This is a genomic window from Billgrantia sp. Q4P2 (assembly GCF_052806135.1).
Genome location: NZ_JBRBAI010000015.1, coordinates 1 through 13467, shown reverse-complemented (window position 1 = coordinate 13467; position 13467 = coordinate 1). Strand labels below are relative to the sequence as shown.

The window sequence follows — 13467 nt, the reverse complement described above, 5'->3', positions numbered from 1 at the left end:
GACGCTCCTCACTCCCTGCGGTGGGCCTCGGGGCGGATGCGACGAGGCTCCCAATGGCCGCTGGCCCAGGCGAGCTGCTCGCCTACCGGCGCCGTGGCCAGCTCAGCGGGCGGCGCCTGGTCGAGCGCAGCCAAGGCGCGGTGGAGCAGTGGCCGCACGGCATCATCTTCCAACGGCAGCGCCGGGGCCAGGTTCTGCTTGGATAGCTTCTGGCCGTCGTGGTTGACGATCAAGGGCAAGTGCAGGTAACGCGGCTCGGGCAGCCCCAGTGCATGCTGTAGCTGGCGCTGCCAGGGTGTGTTGTCGAGCAGGTCGAAGCCGCGGACCACGTCGCTGATGCCCTGGTCGGCATCGTCCACCACCACGGCGAGCTGATAGGCCCACAAGCCATCCTTGCGCTGGAGTACCACGTCGCCGAGTTCTGCCGGATCGAAGCGCTGCTCGCCGAACAGACGATCCTGCCATATAACCGGGCGCAGGCCGAGGTCGCTGCGCAGTCGCCAGGCCACCGGCTTGCACGGCTCGCGTACGCCTTCGCGGCACCAGCCGGGATAGACCGGATGTTTGCGCCACTGCTTACGCGAGCAGCTGCAGGGGTAGGCCAGGCCCAGCGCCTCGAGCCGCTCCAGTGCCGCAGCGTAGGCCGCATCACGGTCATGTTGCCACAGTACCGGGCCGTCCCAGTGCAGGCCGAAGGCCTCGAGCTGACGCAGGATGGCCTCGGCCGCCCCGGCAGGGCAGCGCGGTGGGTCGATGTCCTCGATACGCAGCAGCCATTCGCCGCCGGCCCTGCGCGCGTCGAGAAAGCTGGCCAGGGCAGCGATCAGCGAGCCGAAGTGCAGCGGGCCGGAAGGCGTCGGGGCGAAACGACCGCGATAGCCGGTCATGGCTGGCTCCTGACGGCAGTGGCCGACACGCAAACGGGCACCCATGGGTGCCCGTTGCGCAGAGAGCCGACGCTCAGCGAGTGGGCATCAGCCGCCGAGCTGCTTTTCCTTGAGCTCGGCCAGAGTCTTGCAATCGACGCACAGGGTCGCGGTGGGGCGAGCCTCCAGACGGCGAATGCCGATCTCGACGCCGCAGGCCTCACAGAAGCCATAGTCGTCCTCATCGATCTTCTCGAGCGTCTCGTTGATCTTCTTGAGCAGTTTGCGCTCGCGGTCGCGGGTGCGCAGCTCCAGGCTGAAACCCTCTTCCTGGGTGGCTCGGTCCGCAGGGTCGGCGTAGTTGTTCGCCTCCTCCTGCAGATGGCGCACCGTGCGATCCACTTCTTCCATGAGCTCCTGTTTCCAGCCCAGCAGGATCTGTCGGAAGTGCTCAAGCTGCTGCTCGTTCATGTACTCTTCACCCGGTGCGGCCTCGTACGGGGTGAATTTTTTGGGCGCTTCCGTTTTCTTGTCTGCTACTGGCATGGGACTGCCTCATTACTTGAGTGACTGCTGATCAATACCCGCCGCACGTCGTGCAAGGTATCTCACGCCAAAGGCATGCTTGTTTATCGGAATTCGGCGAATTTTGCAATACCCCGCGAATGCGAGCAGGGCCTCCCAGCAGGCCGAATCGATGGTATGGTTTTTTGACCGCTGAAACGGCAGAAGTGCCCACCGGTGGTCGTTCAATCCCTGTTCAGGAGCCTTAGATGTCGTGGAATCCGCGCGTTGAACGCGTCGCCCCCTTTCGTGTGATGAGTCTGCTGGAGGCCGCCCAGGCGCGCGAGGCGGCCGGGCACGACGTCATTCATCTCGAAGTGGGAGAGCCCGACTTCCCCACCCCCGAGCCGGTGGTGGCGGCCGGGTGCGAGGCGCTGGCGGCGGGGCTCACGCGCTATAGCCCGGCCACGGGGCTGCCGGCACTGCGCAAGGCGATTGCTGGCCACTACGGCGAGCACTTCGGCGCCGACGTCGACCCCCGGCGCATCCTGGTCACTCCCGGCGCTTCTGGCGCGCTGCTGCTGGCCAGTCAGCTGCTGGTGGGTCCCGGTGACCGGGTCCTGATGGCCGACCCCAACTACCCTTGCAATCGGCACTTCATGGCCCTGGCCGGCGCCGAAGTGGACACCGTCCCCGTCGGCCTGGAAAGCGGCTGGCAGCTCGATGCCGAACTGATCGCGAGCCACTGGCGCGACACCACTCGGCTAGCGATGCTCGCTACACCCTCCAACCCTACCGGCCATATGCTCGATGAGGCACAGTTGAAGCGTGTCATCGACACGGTGGCGGCCAAGGGGGGCCACTTGCTGGTGGACGAGATCTACCAGGGGCTCAGCTACGACATCGAGCCGCTGTCGGTGGCGTCGCTCACGTCCGGCGCCTTCGTGGTCAACAGCTTCTCCAAGTACTTCGGCATGACCGGCTGGCGCCTGGGCTGGCTCCTGGCTCCGGAGGAGGCTGTGGAGCCGCTGACCCGGCTGGCCCAGAACGTCTTCCTGGCCGCCCCCACCCCGGCCCAGCATGCGGCACTGGCGGCTTTCACCCCCGAGTGTCGAGAGCTGCTCGAAAGCCGGCGGGTCGAACTCGGTCGCCGCCGCGATGCGCTGCTGGCCGGGCTGGCCCGCCTGGACTTGGCGCCGTCGCTGCCGCCCCAGGGAGCTTTCTACCTGTGGCTCGACATCTCTCGCTATAGCCGCGACAGCCAGGCCTTCTGCCAGCGCCTGCTGGAAGAGGAGAACGTCGCCATCACGCCCGGGGTCGACTTCGCCGTGTGCGGCGGCGAGCACCACGTGCGTATCGCTTTCACCACGGGCATCGCGCGGCTGGAGGAGGCGGTAAGCCGGCTCGAGCGCTTCCTGGCGCGGCAGTAGGAGGCGAGCCGTGGAATATCCTGTCCTGGTGCCCGGCATACTGCTGCGTCGCTACAAGCGCTTCCTGGCTGACGTGCGCCTCGACGACGGCCGCGAAGTGATGGCGCACTGCCCCAACACCGGCTCGATGCGGGCGGTGAACGTACCTGGCTGCCGCGTGTGGCTGGCGCCGAGCGACAATCCGGCGCGCAAGCTGGCCTGGACCTGGGAGCTGATCGAGCTGACCCAGCCCGACGGCAGCGTGGCGCTGGCTTCGGTGCATACCGGGCGTACCAATCGCATCGTCGAGGAGGCGCTGAATGCCGGGCAGGTGCCTGCGCTGTCCGGCTATACCACGTTGAAACGCGAGGCCAAGGTGGAGGGGGCGCGGCTCGACTTTCGCCTCGATGATCCTGTACAGGGCGCCGCCTTCGTCGAGGTCAAGCAGGTAACGCTCAAGGAGAGCGACGGGCACGGCTATTTCCCCGATGCGGTGAGCGAGCGTGGGCGCAAGCACCTGCTGGCACTGGCGGCCCTGGCCGAGCAGGGCCAGCGCGCGGTGCTGTTGTTCTGCGTGGCCCACACCGGCATTCGCGACGTGGCACCGGCGGCGCATCTCGACTCGGCCTACGCCGCGACGCTCAAGGCGGTAGTCGAGCGTGGGGTGGAAGTCGTGGCACACGGCTGCGAGATCGGCTGGCGCGAGGGCCGGCCGGTGTCGATCACCCTGAGCGCCCGGCTTTCGGTGTCACTTACTCGCCAAGTAGACATTGCCCTCGGCGTCGATTGAGATCGCCACAGGCTCCAGGAAGCGGCCCTGGCAGGGGCCGAACACGCACTCGCCGCTTTCGGGCAGGAACAGCGCCCCGTGCATGCCGCACTGGATCAACTCGCCGCCCGCGTCGAGAAACGCCCCGTCCGGCAGGTTCAGCGGCACCCGCTGGTGTGGGCAGCGATTGACGAAGGCGCTGACCCGACCGTGCACGCGCACGATGAAGGCGTTTCTCCCATCGGGTAGCGTCAGGCCGCGCGAGGGCGAGGCTTCGAACTGCTCGAGGTGGGCGATGGGTTGCGGCATTTGGCGACTCAGCGGTCGATATGAAAACGCTGAATGAAGTTTACCTCGGCTGGCTCGCGATTACGGTCGTAGCGCACCTCGAGCGCGAAGTGCATGGGCTCGTCGTCACGGATGCGAAAGACCGCCACCTGCGACTGGGTGTTGCCCTCGCGCAGGGTGCGGAAGTTCAGCGCAGCACGTTCCCGACCCTGGGCCTCGCCCACCGTACCGCTTACCGGCGCGTTGACCGGACGCAGCTCGCCATCGACCTCCTCGAGCACGCTGACATTGAGCAGCGCCATGGCCGGACTGCGCTGGATGCCATGAGCCTCGGCCACGGACTGAGGCAGGAAGCTGGTGCTCACGGCGCTGTAGTGGATCTGGTAGTCGCCGACCTGCTCGAACTGCTGGGCCTGGCTCGAAAGCGGCAGCAGCCCCAGCAGCAGGGCAACGGCCAGAGCACGATGACACGACAGAATAAATTTCAGCATTGCGCTCTCCTTGGGCTGCCGACGGCGAGGGCGATCATCGGCGATTCTGGCGCTCGACGCGAAAGATCGCTATCTCGCCGAACAGGTTGGGCCACAGCCGCGTGGCCCAGTGTCCTTCATGATCCCCGATCCCTACGGCCCGGTCGGTGATCCTGAGTTCTTTCTCACGACACAGGTGCTCGAAGTCGTTGAAGGTCGACAGGTGGATGTTGGGCGTATCGTACCAGGCATGGGGCAGCGACTTGGAGACCGGCATATAGCCGCGAATGCCCAGGTGCACCCGGTGCCTCCAATAGGCAAAGTTGGGGAAGGTGATGATGCATTCCCTGGCCACACGCAACATTTCGTCGAGCATGCGATCGGGACGGCGCAGCGCCTGCAGCGCCTGGGTCATGACCACCAGGTCGTAGGTGTCGTCCTCGAAGTTGACCAGGCCCTCGTCGAGGTTCTGCTCCAGCACACTGACCCCCTTGGCGATACAGGCGGTGATGCCTTCCGGGTCGATCTCCAGGCCGTATCCGGTCACACGCTTGTCGCGCGCCAGGGCCTCGAGCAGGGTGCCGTCACCGCAGGCCAGGTCAAGAATGTGGGCGCCTTCGGGCACCCAGCGATGAATCAGCTCCAGATCGGCGCGCATCATGCGGTCTCCTCCAGGCCCAGCTCACGGGCGGCTCGCGACATGAACGCGGCGAACACCGCCTGGTAGCGCGGCTCCGGCAGCAGGAAGGCATCATGGCCGTGAGGCGAGTCGATGTTGACGTAGCTCACCGGCTTGCCGGCACGGGTCAGGGCGTTGGCCAGCTCGCGCGAGCGCGACGGCGGGAAGCGCCAGTCACTGGTGAAGCTCACCACCAGGAAGGGGCACTGGCTGGGCGCGACGGCGTCGGCCAACACGCCGCCGTGCTCCGCCGCCGGATCGAAGTAGTCCAGCGCCTTGGTCATCAGCAGGTAGGTATTGGCATCGAAGGTGGTGGAGAAGGTATCGCCCTGGTAGCGCAGGTAGGACTCGACCTGGAACTCGACGTCATAGCCGAAGTTCAGGTCCTGGCTGCGCAGGTCGCGGCCGAACTTGCTGCCCATGGCATCTTCCGAAAGGTAGGTGATGTGCCCCACCATGCGCGCCAGCTTGAGGCCGCGACGCGGGGCGGTACCATGCTCGGCATACCAGCCATCATGGAAGTCGGGGTCGGAGCGGATCGCCTGGCGCGCCACCTCGTTGAAGGCGATGTTCTGCGCCGAGAGCTTGGGGGTGGCGGCGATGATCACGGCGTTGGCGACCCGCTCGGGATAGACCAGTGTCCACTGCAGCACCTGCATACCGCCCAGGCTGCCGCCGACCACGGCAGCGAAGCGCTCTATGCCCAGGCGCTCGGCCAGGCGCGCCTGGCTGTGCACCCAATCGCTCACTGTGACCATGGGGAAGTCGGGACCCCATTGGCGCCCTGTCGCGGGGTTCTCGCTGATCGGTCCGGTACTGCCGTGACAGCCGCCCAGGTTGTTTAGCGACACCACGAAGAAGCGGTTGGTATCGATGGACTTGCCCGGGCCGATATGGGCGTCCCACCAGCCTGGCTTGCGCTCGTCGACGTCATGGTAGCCGGCGGCATGGTGGTGCCCCGACAAGGCGTGGCAGATCAGCACCGCATTGGAGCGCTCGGCGTTGAGCGTGCCATAGGTCTCGTAGACGAGATCGTAGGCGGGCAAGGTCCTGCCGCAGGCGAGGGCCAGGGGGTCGTCGAAGTGCGCCGTCTGCGGCGTCACCAGGCCGACCGAGTCATCGGGAAACTCGGGCATGTGTCGTTCTGTGTCCTGTCGTTGGGGTCGCCATGGGCGAACGGCGTCTTACAGGCCTACCAGGGCGCCGGCGATGCCGGCGGCACGAGTCAGCGCGCCGACCACGACACCATCGATGATGCTGATGGCAATGAAAACCACGATCGGCGACAGGTCGATCATACCCAGTGGCGGGATGACCTTGCGCACCGGTGCCATGATCGGTTCCACCAGCTGCATGACCAGCAGCGCTCCGGGGTGGCTCGCATTGGGGGCGACCCAGCTCAGGACGATCATCACGATCAGGGCGAAGAAATAGATCTTGAGAATGGCATTGGCAATGGCGGCCATGGCACCGATCGCCACCTGGGTGATCGGTGGCATGCCGATGCCGGCGATCTGCAGGATCACCACGATGCTGACCGCCTTGAGCACGAAGGCCGCGGCCAGGGTCGCCAGGTCGAAGCGCCCCAACACCGGGCCGAGGAAGCCCTGGAAAGGCCGGACGACCGGCTGGGTGATCTTCACTACCGACTGGCTAATGGGATTGTAGTAGTCGGCCTGGGATGCCTGCAGCAGGAAGCGCAGCATCATCAGGAACAGGTAGATATTGAGCAGGGTGTTGACCAGCAGCAGGCCGGCATTTCCCATTTGGCCCATGTGGGCTCCTCCATGTCGTCAAGATGGCCGCCTCTTGCTGCGGGCGGCCTGAAAGGCTAACGCTTGCCGAGTTCTTCGGCCATCTCGCGGGCGCGGGCGGCACACGCCTCCATGGCCTCGGCCAAGATACTCCGCAGGCCGGCCTGCTCGAGGTGTTCCACGGCGCGCTCGGTGGTGCCGCCGGGCGACATCACGTTGCGCTTGAGGCGATCCGGGGTGAGTTCGCTCTCTTGCGCCATACGGGCCGCACCCAGGGCCGTCTGAATCGCCAGGCGACGTGCGGTCTCGGCCGGCAGGCCGAGCTTGACCCCGGCCTCTTCCATGGCTTCGAACATCAAGAAGAAGTAGGCGGGAGCGCTGCCCGACACGGCGGTGACCGCATCCAGCAAGCCCTCCTCCTCCACCCACTCGACCAGCCCCACGGCCTCGAGCAGTTCGGTGGCCTGGTCGCGCTGCTCGGCGCTGACCTCGGGTGTGGCGAATAGTCCAGCGGCGCCGGCACCGACCAGCGAAGGTGTGTTCGGCATGCAGCGCACCAGCGGCAGGCCACCACCCATCCAGGCCTGCATCGATGCGGCGGTAAGTCCGGCCGCCACCGAGATGATCAAGGGGCGCTGACGCTGCAGGGTGTCGCGCAGCCCCTCGCAGACGTCGCGCATCACCTGCGGCTTCACCGCCAGCACCACGATGTCGGCATCGCGCACCGCGGCGGTGTTGTCGGTATTGGTGCGGATGCCGAAACGCTCGTGGATCGGCGCCAGGAAGGCATCGCTGGGCGAGGTGGCGGTGATGGCGGTGGCCGGATGGCCGTTGTCGATCATTCCGCCGATGATGGCGCTGGCCATGTTGCCGGCGCCAATGAAAGTGACTCTGCTGGCCATTGCGATCTGTCCTTTTGCTGTTATCGTGCGACCGGCTCATGGCCGGTGCGGATGCGTCTACTAGCGACGCGAGGTGTCCCGTGCGCCGAAGATGGCCGTGCCCAGCCGCACCAGGGTGGCGCCTTCCAGCACGGCGGCTTCCAGGTCGTCGCTCATGCCCATCGACAGGGTATCCAGCGGCGCCTCGGGAAAGCGCTGGCGCAGCGTCTCCAGAGCCTGGCGCAGCCGTGCCAGGGGTGCTCGCTGACTTGCCAGACCAGCGGCCGGGGCCGGAATGGCCATCAGCCCACGTAGACGTAGCCTGGGCATCGAGAGTACCGCCTGCGCCAGGCTTTCCAGCTCATCGAAGGTGACACCCGACTTGCTGGCTTCGTCGCTGACATTGACCTGCAGGCAGACTTCGAGCGGACCCAGCCCCTCGGGACGCTGGTCGTTCAGGCGCCGGGCGATCTTCTCGCGATCGACGCTGTGTACCCAGTCGAAATGCTCGGCCACGGCTCGCGTCTTGTTGGCCTGCAGCGGGCCGATGAAGTGCCAGACGATATCGCCCAGGTCGGCAAGCTCGGTCTGCTTCTCCAGTGCCTCTTGCACATAGTTCTCGCCGAATTCCCGCTGGCCTAGCTCCCAGGCTTCACGGACCATGCCGGCCGGCTTGGTCTTGCTGACCGCAAGCAGCCTGGCCGCATCGGCCGGTCTCTCAGCTGACGCCAAGGCCTCGGCCAGACGCCTGCGGGCACTGGCCAGCGACTCGGAAAGCATGGTATCCGTCATCTCATCCACATGAAGTCCGTCATGTCCACAAGGTCTGTCATACTCGCAAGAACCTTAACCGGGGAGCAGGGGAATCGCATGGATATTACCGAACTGCTGGCGTTCTCGGCAAAGCAGAACGCCTCCGACCTGCATCTATCGGCCGGCCTGCCACCGATGATTCGGGTCGACGGCGACATCCGCCGCCTCAATGTGCCGGCCATGGAAGACCGTGAAGTCCGCAAACTGATCTACGACATCATGGGTGACCGCCAGCGCCGCGACTACGAGGAGTTCTTCGAGACCGACTTCTCCTTCGAGGTCCCCGGCGTCGCGCGTTTCCGGGTCAACGCCTTCAACCAGGCGCGTGGGGCCGGCGCGGTGTTTCGCACCATCCCCAGCGAGGTGCTGACCATGGAGGACCTGGAGCTGGGCGATGTCTTCCGTCGCCTGGCATTGCTGCCACGCGGCCTGGTGCTGGTCACTGGCCCCACCGGCTCGGGCAAGAGCACGACCCTGGCCGCCATGATCGACTATATCAACGATCACCGTTACGACCACATCCTGACGATCGAAGACCCGGTGGAGTTCGTGCATCGCAGCAAGCGCTGCCTGATCAATCAGCGCGAGGTGCATCGCGACACCCACGGCTTCGCCCAGGCGCTGCGCAGCGCACTGCGCGAGGATCCCGATGTGATTCTGGTCGGCGAGATGCGTGACCTCGAGACCATCCGGCTGGCGCTCACCGCCGCCGAGACCGGTCATCTGGTATTTGGTACCCTGCATACCACCTCGGCGGCCAAGACCATCGACCGTATCATCGATGTCTTTCCCGGTGAGGAGAAGGCCATGGTGCGCTCGATGCTGTCGGAGTCGCTGCAGGCGGTGATCTCCCAGACACTGCTCAAGCGTCGCAGCGGCGGCCGCGTGGCGGCTCACGAGATCCTTGTCGCCAATGCGGCGGTGCGCAACCTCATTCGCGAAGACAAGGTGGCGCAGATCTACTCGGCCATCCAGACCGGCGGCAACCAGGGCATGCAAACCCTCGATGCCGCCTTGGCCAAGCTGGTGGCCGAGAACGTGGTCAATCGCGACGAGGCCCAGGCCCGCGCCAAGAGTGCGCTGGCTAGCTGATCCAGGCTATTGGACAAGGGGAGCGGGAGATGAAAGCACAAGAATGGCTGGAGCAGCTGCTCGATATCATGGCCCGACAGGAGGCCTCGGACCTGCTGATCTCGGTGCAGGCGCCACCCACCATCAAGACCGCCGGCAAGCTTACCGCTCTTGGCGACCAGCGGCTCTCGGTGGAGCAGGTGCGCGAGCTGGTCAACGTGGCCTTGCCGGAGGGGCTCAAGGAGCGCTTCCAGCAGGAGCGCGAGGCCAACTTCGCCCTGAGCCTCTCCGGTCGTGGGCGATTTCGGGTCAGTGCCTTCCAGCAGCGCAACCAGTGGGCCATGGTCATCCGGCGCATTGCCTACGAGATTCCTCACCTCGAAGAACTCTCCCTGCCGCCCCAGCTGGGCGAACTGGCCAACCTCAAGCGCGGGCTGGTGTTCGTGGTGGGCGGTACCGGTACCGGCAAGTCGACCACTCTGGCGTCGATGATCCAGCAGCGCAACGAAACCGTGGGCGGGCACATCATCAGCGTCGAGGACCCCATCGAGTACGTGCATCCGCACAAGAAGGCGATCATCAACCAGCGCGAGGTGGGCATCGATACCGAGTCGTTCGAAGTGGCGCTCAAGAACACCCTGCGTCAGGCGCCGGACGTGGTCCTGATCGGTGAGGTGCGTACCCGTGAAACCATGGAGCACGCACTGACCTTTGCCGAGACGGGTCACCTGTGCCTGGCGACCCTGCATGCAAACAATGCCAACCAGGCGCTGGACCGCATCATCCATTTCTTCCCGCACGAGCGCCACGAGCAGATCTGGCTTGATCTGTCGCTCAACCTGCATGCCATCGTTGCGCAGCAGCTGCTGCCGACCCGAGACGGCGGGCGCTGCCCGGCCATCGAGATCCTGCTGCGCACGCCCCTGATCGCCGATCTCATTCGCAAGGGCGATGTGGGGGAGATCAAGAACGTCATGGCCCGCTCGCGCGATCAGGGCATGCAGACCTTCGACCAGGCGCTGTTCGATCTCTACAAGGCGGGCAAGATCAGCGAGGAGGTGGCCATGGTGCACGCCGACTCGGCCAACGAGCTGCGCATGATGATCAAGTACGGTGACGAGAAGAGCGACGTGCTGGCCAAGGCCCAGGATGGTGCGCAGCGGCTATCGCTGCGCGACGACGACGACTTCTAGGAAGCACTGAATCATTGGCCGCACGGCTGAATCGCTGCGTTGCGCTCCAACGGCTCGCCTAATGCTACAGCGCTTCCTTCAGGGTGCGTAGACGCCGCCGAGAACTCTGGTGCCGGCAGCGCCGGTGACGCTGGGCAGGTTGCCGGGTAGCCCTTCCAGGCGGCGCCAGGCGAGCCAGGCGAAGGCGCCGGCCTCGAGCCAGTCGGCCGGCCAGCCCCAATCGCTGCTGGGCACCAGCGCGGTCTCGGGCAAATGGCGGGCCAGGCGGCCAAGCAGATCGCGATTGTGTGCACCGCCGCCACAGGGAATCAGCGCTGAGGCCGCAGGTGCGGCGGTGATCTCCCGCGCCATTTCGATACCCAGTGCCACGCTGGTGGCGGTCAGCTCCGCCAGGGTCGCCTGTACGTCTGCGGGGTTCTCTTTCCCCGTCAGGTGGCTTTGGAGCCAGTCGAGGTGAAACAGCTCCCGGCCGGTGCTGCGTGGCGGTGGGCGATGAAAGAAAGGCTCGCCCAGTAAGCGTTCCAGGAGCGCCTCATCTACCTGGCCCGAGGCCGCCCAGTCACCGTTAGTATCGAAGCGCCCGCCGCGTTGACGCGCATGCCAGGCATCGAGCAGGGCATTGGCAGGCCCGGTATCGAAGCCGATCACCTCGGCGTCGCTTTCCGTTGGCGGCAGCAGCGTCAGGTTGGCGAAGCCTCCCAGGTTGAGTACCAGTTGCCACTGTCCCGCACGTCGGAACAGCGCCTCATGGAAGGCCGGAGCCAAGGGGGCGGCCTGGCCGCCGGCGGCCAGGTCGCGGCGGCGGAAGTCGGCTACCACGGTGCACCCGGTTAGCTCGGCGAGCAGGCTGGGGTTGTCGAGCTGAAGCGTGTAGGCGGGTCCCTCGACGTGGCCCCAGGGCGCGTGCTCGATGGTCTGGCCGTGGCTACCGATGGCAGTGACTTGCTCGGCTGCGATGCCCTTGTCTTCGAGTAGTCGCAGGACGGCAGCGGCCTGTAGCCGGCTGAAGGCGTCCTCGGCGCTGGCCAGTTCTGCGAAGGCAACCCGTTCGGCCTGGCAAAGCCTCAATAGCTGCTCATGTAGGGATTCGGGCATCGCTACCGCATGGGTGGCGAGCAGCCGCGGCTGGCTCATCGCGTCGATCTCGACCAGGGCAGCATCGATGCCGTCCAGGCTGGTGCCGGACATCAAGCCCACGAACAGTGCCATGTTTCTCTCCCTACGCTGGGGGCCCCGCAGGGCATCAAGTCATGCTACCATCGTCCCCCATTCGATGGACCCTGCCCGCACGGGCGATCAACGTATTTGGAGTGGGAGACGATGAGCGAGGTCGCAAGCGCACTGGCGCTGCTGAAGCGAGGCACCCAGGAGATCCTGCTGGAGGACGAGCTGGTCAAGAAGCTCGAATCCGGCCGCAAGCTGCGCATCAAGGCGGGCTTCGACCCCACGGCTCCCGATCTTCACCTCGGTCACAGCGTGCTGCTGACCAAGATGCGCCAGTTCCAGGACCTGGGCCACCAGATCATCTTCCTGATCGGCGACTTCACCGGGCGCATCGGCGACCCCACCGGCAAGAACGTCACCCGCAAGCCGCTCACCGAGGAGGAGGTCCGCGCCAACGCCCAGACCTACAAGGAGCAGGTGTTCAAGATCCTCGACCCCGACAAGACCGAGGTGCGCTTCAACTCCGAATGGTTCGGCGAGCTTAGCGCGGCCAAGATGATCGAGCTGGCGGCCCAGAGTACCGTGGCGCGCATGCTCGAGCGCGATGACTTCGACAAGCGCTACAAATCCGGCCAGCCCATCTCCATCCATGAGTTTCTCTACCCGCTGGTGCAGGGCTACGACTCCGTGGCGCTCGAGGCCGACATCGAGATGGGCGGCACCGACCAGAAGTTCAACCTGCTGATGGGGCGCGAGATTCAGAAGCACTTCGGCATGGAGCCGCAGGTGGTCATCACCATGCCGCTGCTCGAGGGGCTCGACGGCGTACAGAAGATGTCGAAATCGTTGGGCAACTACGTCGGCGTCGATGAGGCGCCGGGCGCGATGTTCAATAAGCTCGTATCCATGCCTGACAGCCTCATGTGGCGCTACTTCGAGCTGCTCTCGCTGAAATCCAACGAAGAGATCGAGGCGCTCAAGCGCGACGTCGAGGCCGGTGCCAATCCCCGGGACATCAAGATGGTCCTGGCACGGGAGCTGATCGGCCGCTACCACGGCGAAGAGGCCGCGGCCAACGCTCACAAGTCGGCGGGTAACCGCCTGGCCGAGGGCGAGCTGCCCGAAGACCTGCCCGAGGTGGAGGTCGACTTCGAAGGCAGCGCACAAGCCCCGATCGCCGCGGTGCTCAACCGGGCTGGCCTGGCCAACAACAGCGCCCAGGCCAAGGACATGCTCGGCAACGGCCGGGTCAAGGTCGACGGCGAAGTGGTCGCCAAGGAGCACATGCTCGATATCGGCAGGAGCTACGTGATCCAGGCGGGCAAGAAACGCTACGCCAGGGTGACGCTGCGCTGAGCCATTCCGCTGCTTCCCGGAGCAACTGATTACAAGTCAGTTGCTCTGCCAACGCCCGCCCTGTGCGGGCGTTGTCGTCTCTGGCGGCAGCGTCGTTTCATCCACAGGCCCTTGGGCGCGAGCGCCTGTGGAAAACGCTGGTGGGCAGCCTGGCTTCCCCGGCTCATCACGGCTCCGTCATCGTCCTGAAACTTTTTTACAAACGGCCCTTGCAGGGGCGCGGGGAAAACCGTAAAGTACGCATCCGCTG

At 65.6% G+C, this 13467-nt stretch carries 15 protein-coding genes; 5 read left to right on the top strand and 10 right to left on the bottom strand.

Going from position 1 to position 13467, the window contains the following annotated elements; genetic code table 11:
• Positions 1-8: 8 nt before the first annotated feature.
• Both gluQRS and dksA read right to left on the bottom strand, forming a co-directional pair.
• A complete protein-coding gene (gene gluQRS / locus ACUY1T_RS19705) occupies positions 9-887 on the bottom strand; it encodes a tRNA glutamyl-Q(34) synthetase GluQRS (protein ID WP_446025266.1) in 879 nt (292 codons plus the stop codon).
• Between the two features lie 87 nt (positions 888-974).
• Complete coding sequence (gene dksA, locus ACUY1T_RS19700) at positions 975-1412, bottom strand: RNA polymerase-binding protein DksA (RefSeq protein WP_167119305.1); 438 nt, start codon at positions 1410-1412, stop codon at positions 975-977.
• A gap of 227 nt (positions 1413-1639) precedes the next feature.
• Here dksA and ACUY1T_RS19695 point away from each other — a divergent pair, with 227 nt between their 5' ends.
• Positions 1640-2800, top strand: a complete 1161-nt coding sequence (locus tag ACUY1T_RS19695; protein ID WP_446025264.1) for an aminotransferase class I/II-fold pyridoxal phosphate-dependent enzyme — start codon at positions 1640-1642, stop codon at positions 2798-2800.
• Positions 2801-2810: 10 nt separating this feature from the next.
• Entirely contained in the window at positions 2811-3569 is a 759-nt protein-coding gene (gene sfsA, locus ACUY1T_RS19690) for a DNA/RNA nuclease SfsA (protein ID WP_446025263.1), read from the top strand.
• Here the strand turns inward: sfsA and ACUY1T_RS19685 are convergent.
• Genes ACUY1T_RS19685 through ACUY1T_RS19655 form a run of 7 tightly spaced genes read right to left on the bottom strand, consistent with a single transcriptional unit; the run spans position 3528 to position 8412 of the window.
• Positions 3528-3857 carry a Rieske (2Fe-2S) protein gene (locus ACUY1T_RS19685; RefSeq protein WP_446025262.1) on the bottom strand — a complete coding sequence of 110 codons (330 nt, stop codon included), beginning with the start codon at positions 3855-3857 and terminating at the stop codon, positions 3528-3530. The two genes, sfsA and ACUY1T_RS19685, sit on opposite strands and share 42 nt — an antisense overlap.
• An 8-nt stretch (positions 3858-3865) precedes the next feature.
• A complete protein-coding gene (locus ACUY1T_RS19680) occupies positions 3866-4327 on the bottom strand; it encodes a DUF4426 domain-containing protein (RefSeq protein WP_446025261.1) in 462 nt (153 codons plus the stop codon).
• Positions 4328-4361: 34 nt separating this feature from the next.
• Positions 4362-4964: a methionine biosynthesis protein MetW gene (gene metW / locus ACUY1T_RS19675; RefSeq protein ID WP_446025329.1), complete on the bottom strand. Its 603-nt coding sequence runs from the start codon at positions 4962-4964 to the stop codon at positions 4362-4364.
• Positions 4964-6121, bottom strand: a complete 1158-nt coding sequence (gene metX / locus ACUY1T_RS19670; protein WP_446025260.1) for a homoserine O-succinyltransferase MetX — start codon at positions 6119-6121, stop codon at positions 4964-4966. The genes metW and metX overlap by 1 nt, the downstream gene beginning before the upstream one ends.
• 48 nt (positions 6122-6169) lie before the next feature.
• Positions 6170-6760 carry a YggT family protein gene (locus ACUY1T_RS19665; protein ID WP_446025259.1) on the bottom strand — a complete coding sequence of 197 codons (591 nt, stop codon included), beginning with the start codon at positions 6758-6760 and terminating at the stop codon, positions 6170-6172.
• A gap of 56 nt (positions 6761-6816) precedes the next feature.
• A complete protein-coding gene (proC, locus tag ACUY1T_RS19660) occupies positions 6817-7641 on the bottom strand; it encodes a pyrroline-5-carboxylate reductase (RefSeq protein ID WP_446025257.1) in 825 nt (274 codons plus the stop codon).
• 60 nt (positions 7642-7701) lie between these two features.
• Positions 7702-8412, bottom strand: coding sequence for a YggS family pyridoxal phosphate-dependent enzyme (locus ACUY1T_RS19655; protein ID WP_446025256.1), 711 nt, complete (start codon positions 8410-8412; stop codon positions 7702-7704).
• A gap of 78 nt (positions 8413-8490) precedes the next feature.
• On the opposite strand from ACUY1T_RS19655, the gene ACUY1T_RS19650 reads away from it, so the two are divergent.
• Both ACUY1T_RS19650 and ACUY1T_RS19645 read left to right on the top strand, forming a co-directional pair.
• On the top strand, positions 8491-9525 hold the full coding sequence (locus ACUY1T_RS19650) for a type IV pilus twitching motility protein PilT (protein ID WP_446025254.1): 1035 nt from the start codon (positions 8491-8493) through the stop codon (positions 9523-9525).
• Positions 9526-9554: 29 nt separating this feature from the next.
• Positions 9555-10697: a PilT/PilU family type 4a pilus ATPase gene (locus ACUY1T_RS19645; RefSeq protein ID WP_446025253.1), complete on the top strand. Its 1143-nt coding sequence runs from the start codon at positions 9555-9557 to the stop codon at positions 10695-10697.
• Between the two features lie 78 nt (positions 10698-10775).
• On the opposite strand, the gene ACUY1T_RS19640 is transcribed toward ACUY1T_RS19645, so the two are convergent.
• A complete protein-coding gene (locus ACUY1T_RS19640) occupies positions 10776-11906 on the bottom strand; it encodes an anhydro-N-acetylmuramic acid kinase (protein WP_446025252.1) in 1131 nt (376 codons plus the stop codon).
• Positions 11907-12017: 111 nt separating this feature from the next.
• On the opposite strand from ACUY1T_RS19640, the gene tyrS reads away from it, so the two are divergent.
• The gene (tyrS, locus tag ACUY1T_RS19635) at positions 12018-13217 is read left to right on the top strand and encodes a tyrosine--tRNA ligase (RefSeq protein WP_446025251.1); all 1200 of its coding nucleotides are present in this window, start codon (positions 12018-12020) and stop codon (positions 13215-13217) included.
• Positions 13218-13467 lie beyond the last annotated feature (250 nt).

What these genes read in the sequence shown, in the direction of transcription:
- gluQRS (WP_446025266.1), bottom strand. Translation starts at nt 887, where the DNA reads ATGACCGGCTATCGCGGTCGTTTCGCCCCGACGCCTTCCGGCCCGCTG.
- dksA (WP_167119305.1), bottom strand. Translation starts at nt 1,412, where the DNA reads ATGCCAGTAGCAGACAAGAAAACGGAAGCGCCCAAAAAATTCACCCCG.
- ACUY1T_RS19695 (WP_446025264.1), top strand. Translation starts at nt 1,640, where the DNA reads ATGTCGTGGAATCCGCGCGTTGAACGCGTCGCCCCCTTTCGTGTGATG.
- ACUY1T_RS19685 (WP_446025262.1), bottom strand. Translation starts at nt 3,857, where the DNA reads ATGCCGCAACCCATCGCCCACCTCGAGCAGTTCGAAGCCTCGCCCTCG.
- ACUY1T_RS19680 (WP_446025261.1), bottom strand. Translation starts at nt 4,327, where the DNA reads ATGCTGAAATTTATTCTGTCGTGTCATCGTGCTCTGGCCGTTGCCCTG.
- metW (WP_446025329.1), bottom strand. Translation starts at nt 4,964, where the DNA reads ATGCGCGCCGATCTGGAGCTGATTCATCGCTGGGTGCCCGAAGGCGCC.
- metX (WP_446025260.1), bottom strand. Translation starts at nt 6,121, where the DNA reads ATGCCCGAGTTTCCCGATGACTCGGTCGGCCTGGTGACGCCGCAGACG.
- ACUY1T_RS19665 (WP_446025259.1), bottom strand. Translation starts at nt 6,760, where the DNA reads ATGGGCCAAATGGGAAATGCCGGCCTGCTGCTGGTCAACACCCTGCTC.
- proC (WP_446025257.1), bottom strand. Translation starts at nt 7,641, where the DNA reads ATGGCCAGCAGAGTCACTTTCATTGGCGCCGGCAACATGGCCAGCGCC.
- ACUY1T_RS19655 (WP_446025256.1), bottom strand. Translation starts at nt 8,412, where the DNA reads ATGACGGATACCATGCTTTCCGAGTCGCTGGCCAGTGCCCGCAGGCGT.
- ACUY1T_RS19650 (WP_446025254.1), top strand. Translation starts at nt 8,491, where the DNA reads ATGGATATTACCGAACTGCTGGCGTTCTCGGCAAAGCAGAACGCCTCC.
- ACUY1T_RS19645 (WP_446025253.1), top strand. Translation starts at nt 9,555, where the DNA reads ATGAAAGCACAAGAATGGCTGGAGCAGCTGCTCGATATCATGGCCCGA.
- ACUY1T_RS19640 (WP_446025252.1), bottom strand. Translation starts at nt 11,906, where the DNA reads ATGGCACTGTTCGTGGGCTTGATGTCCGGCACCAGCCTGGACGGCATC.
- tyrS (WP_446025251.1), top strand. Translation starts at nt 12,018, where the DNA reads ATGAGCGAGGTCGCAAGCGCACTGGCGCTGCTGAAGCGAGGCACCCAG.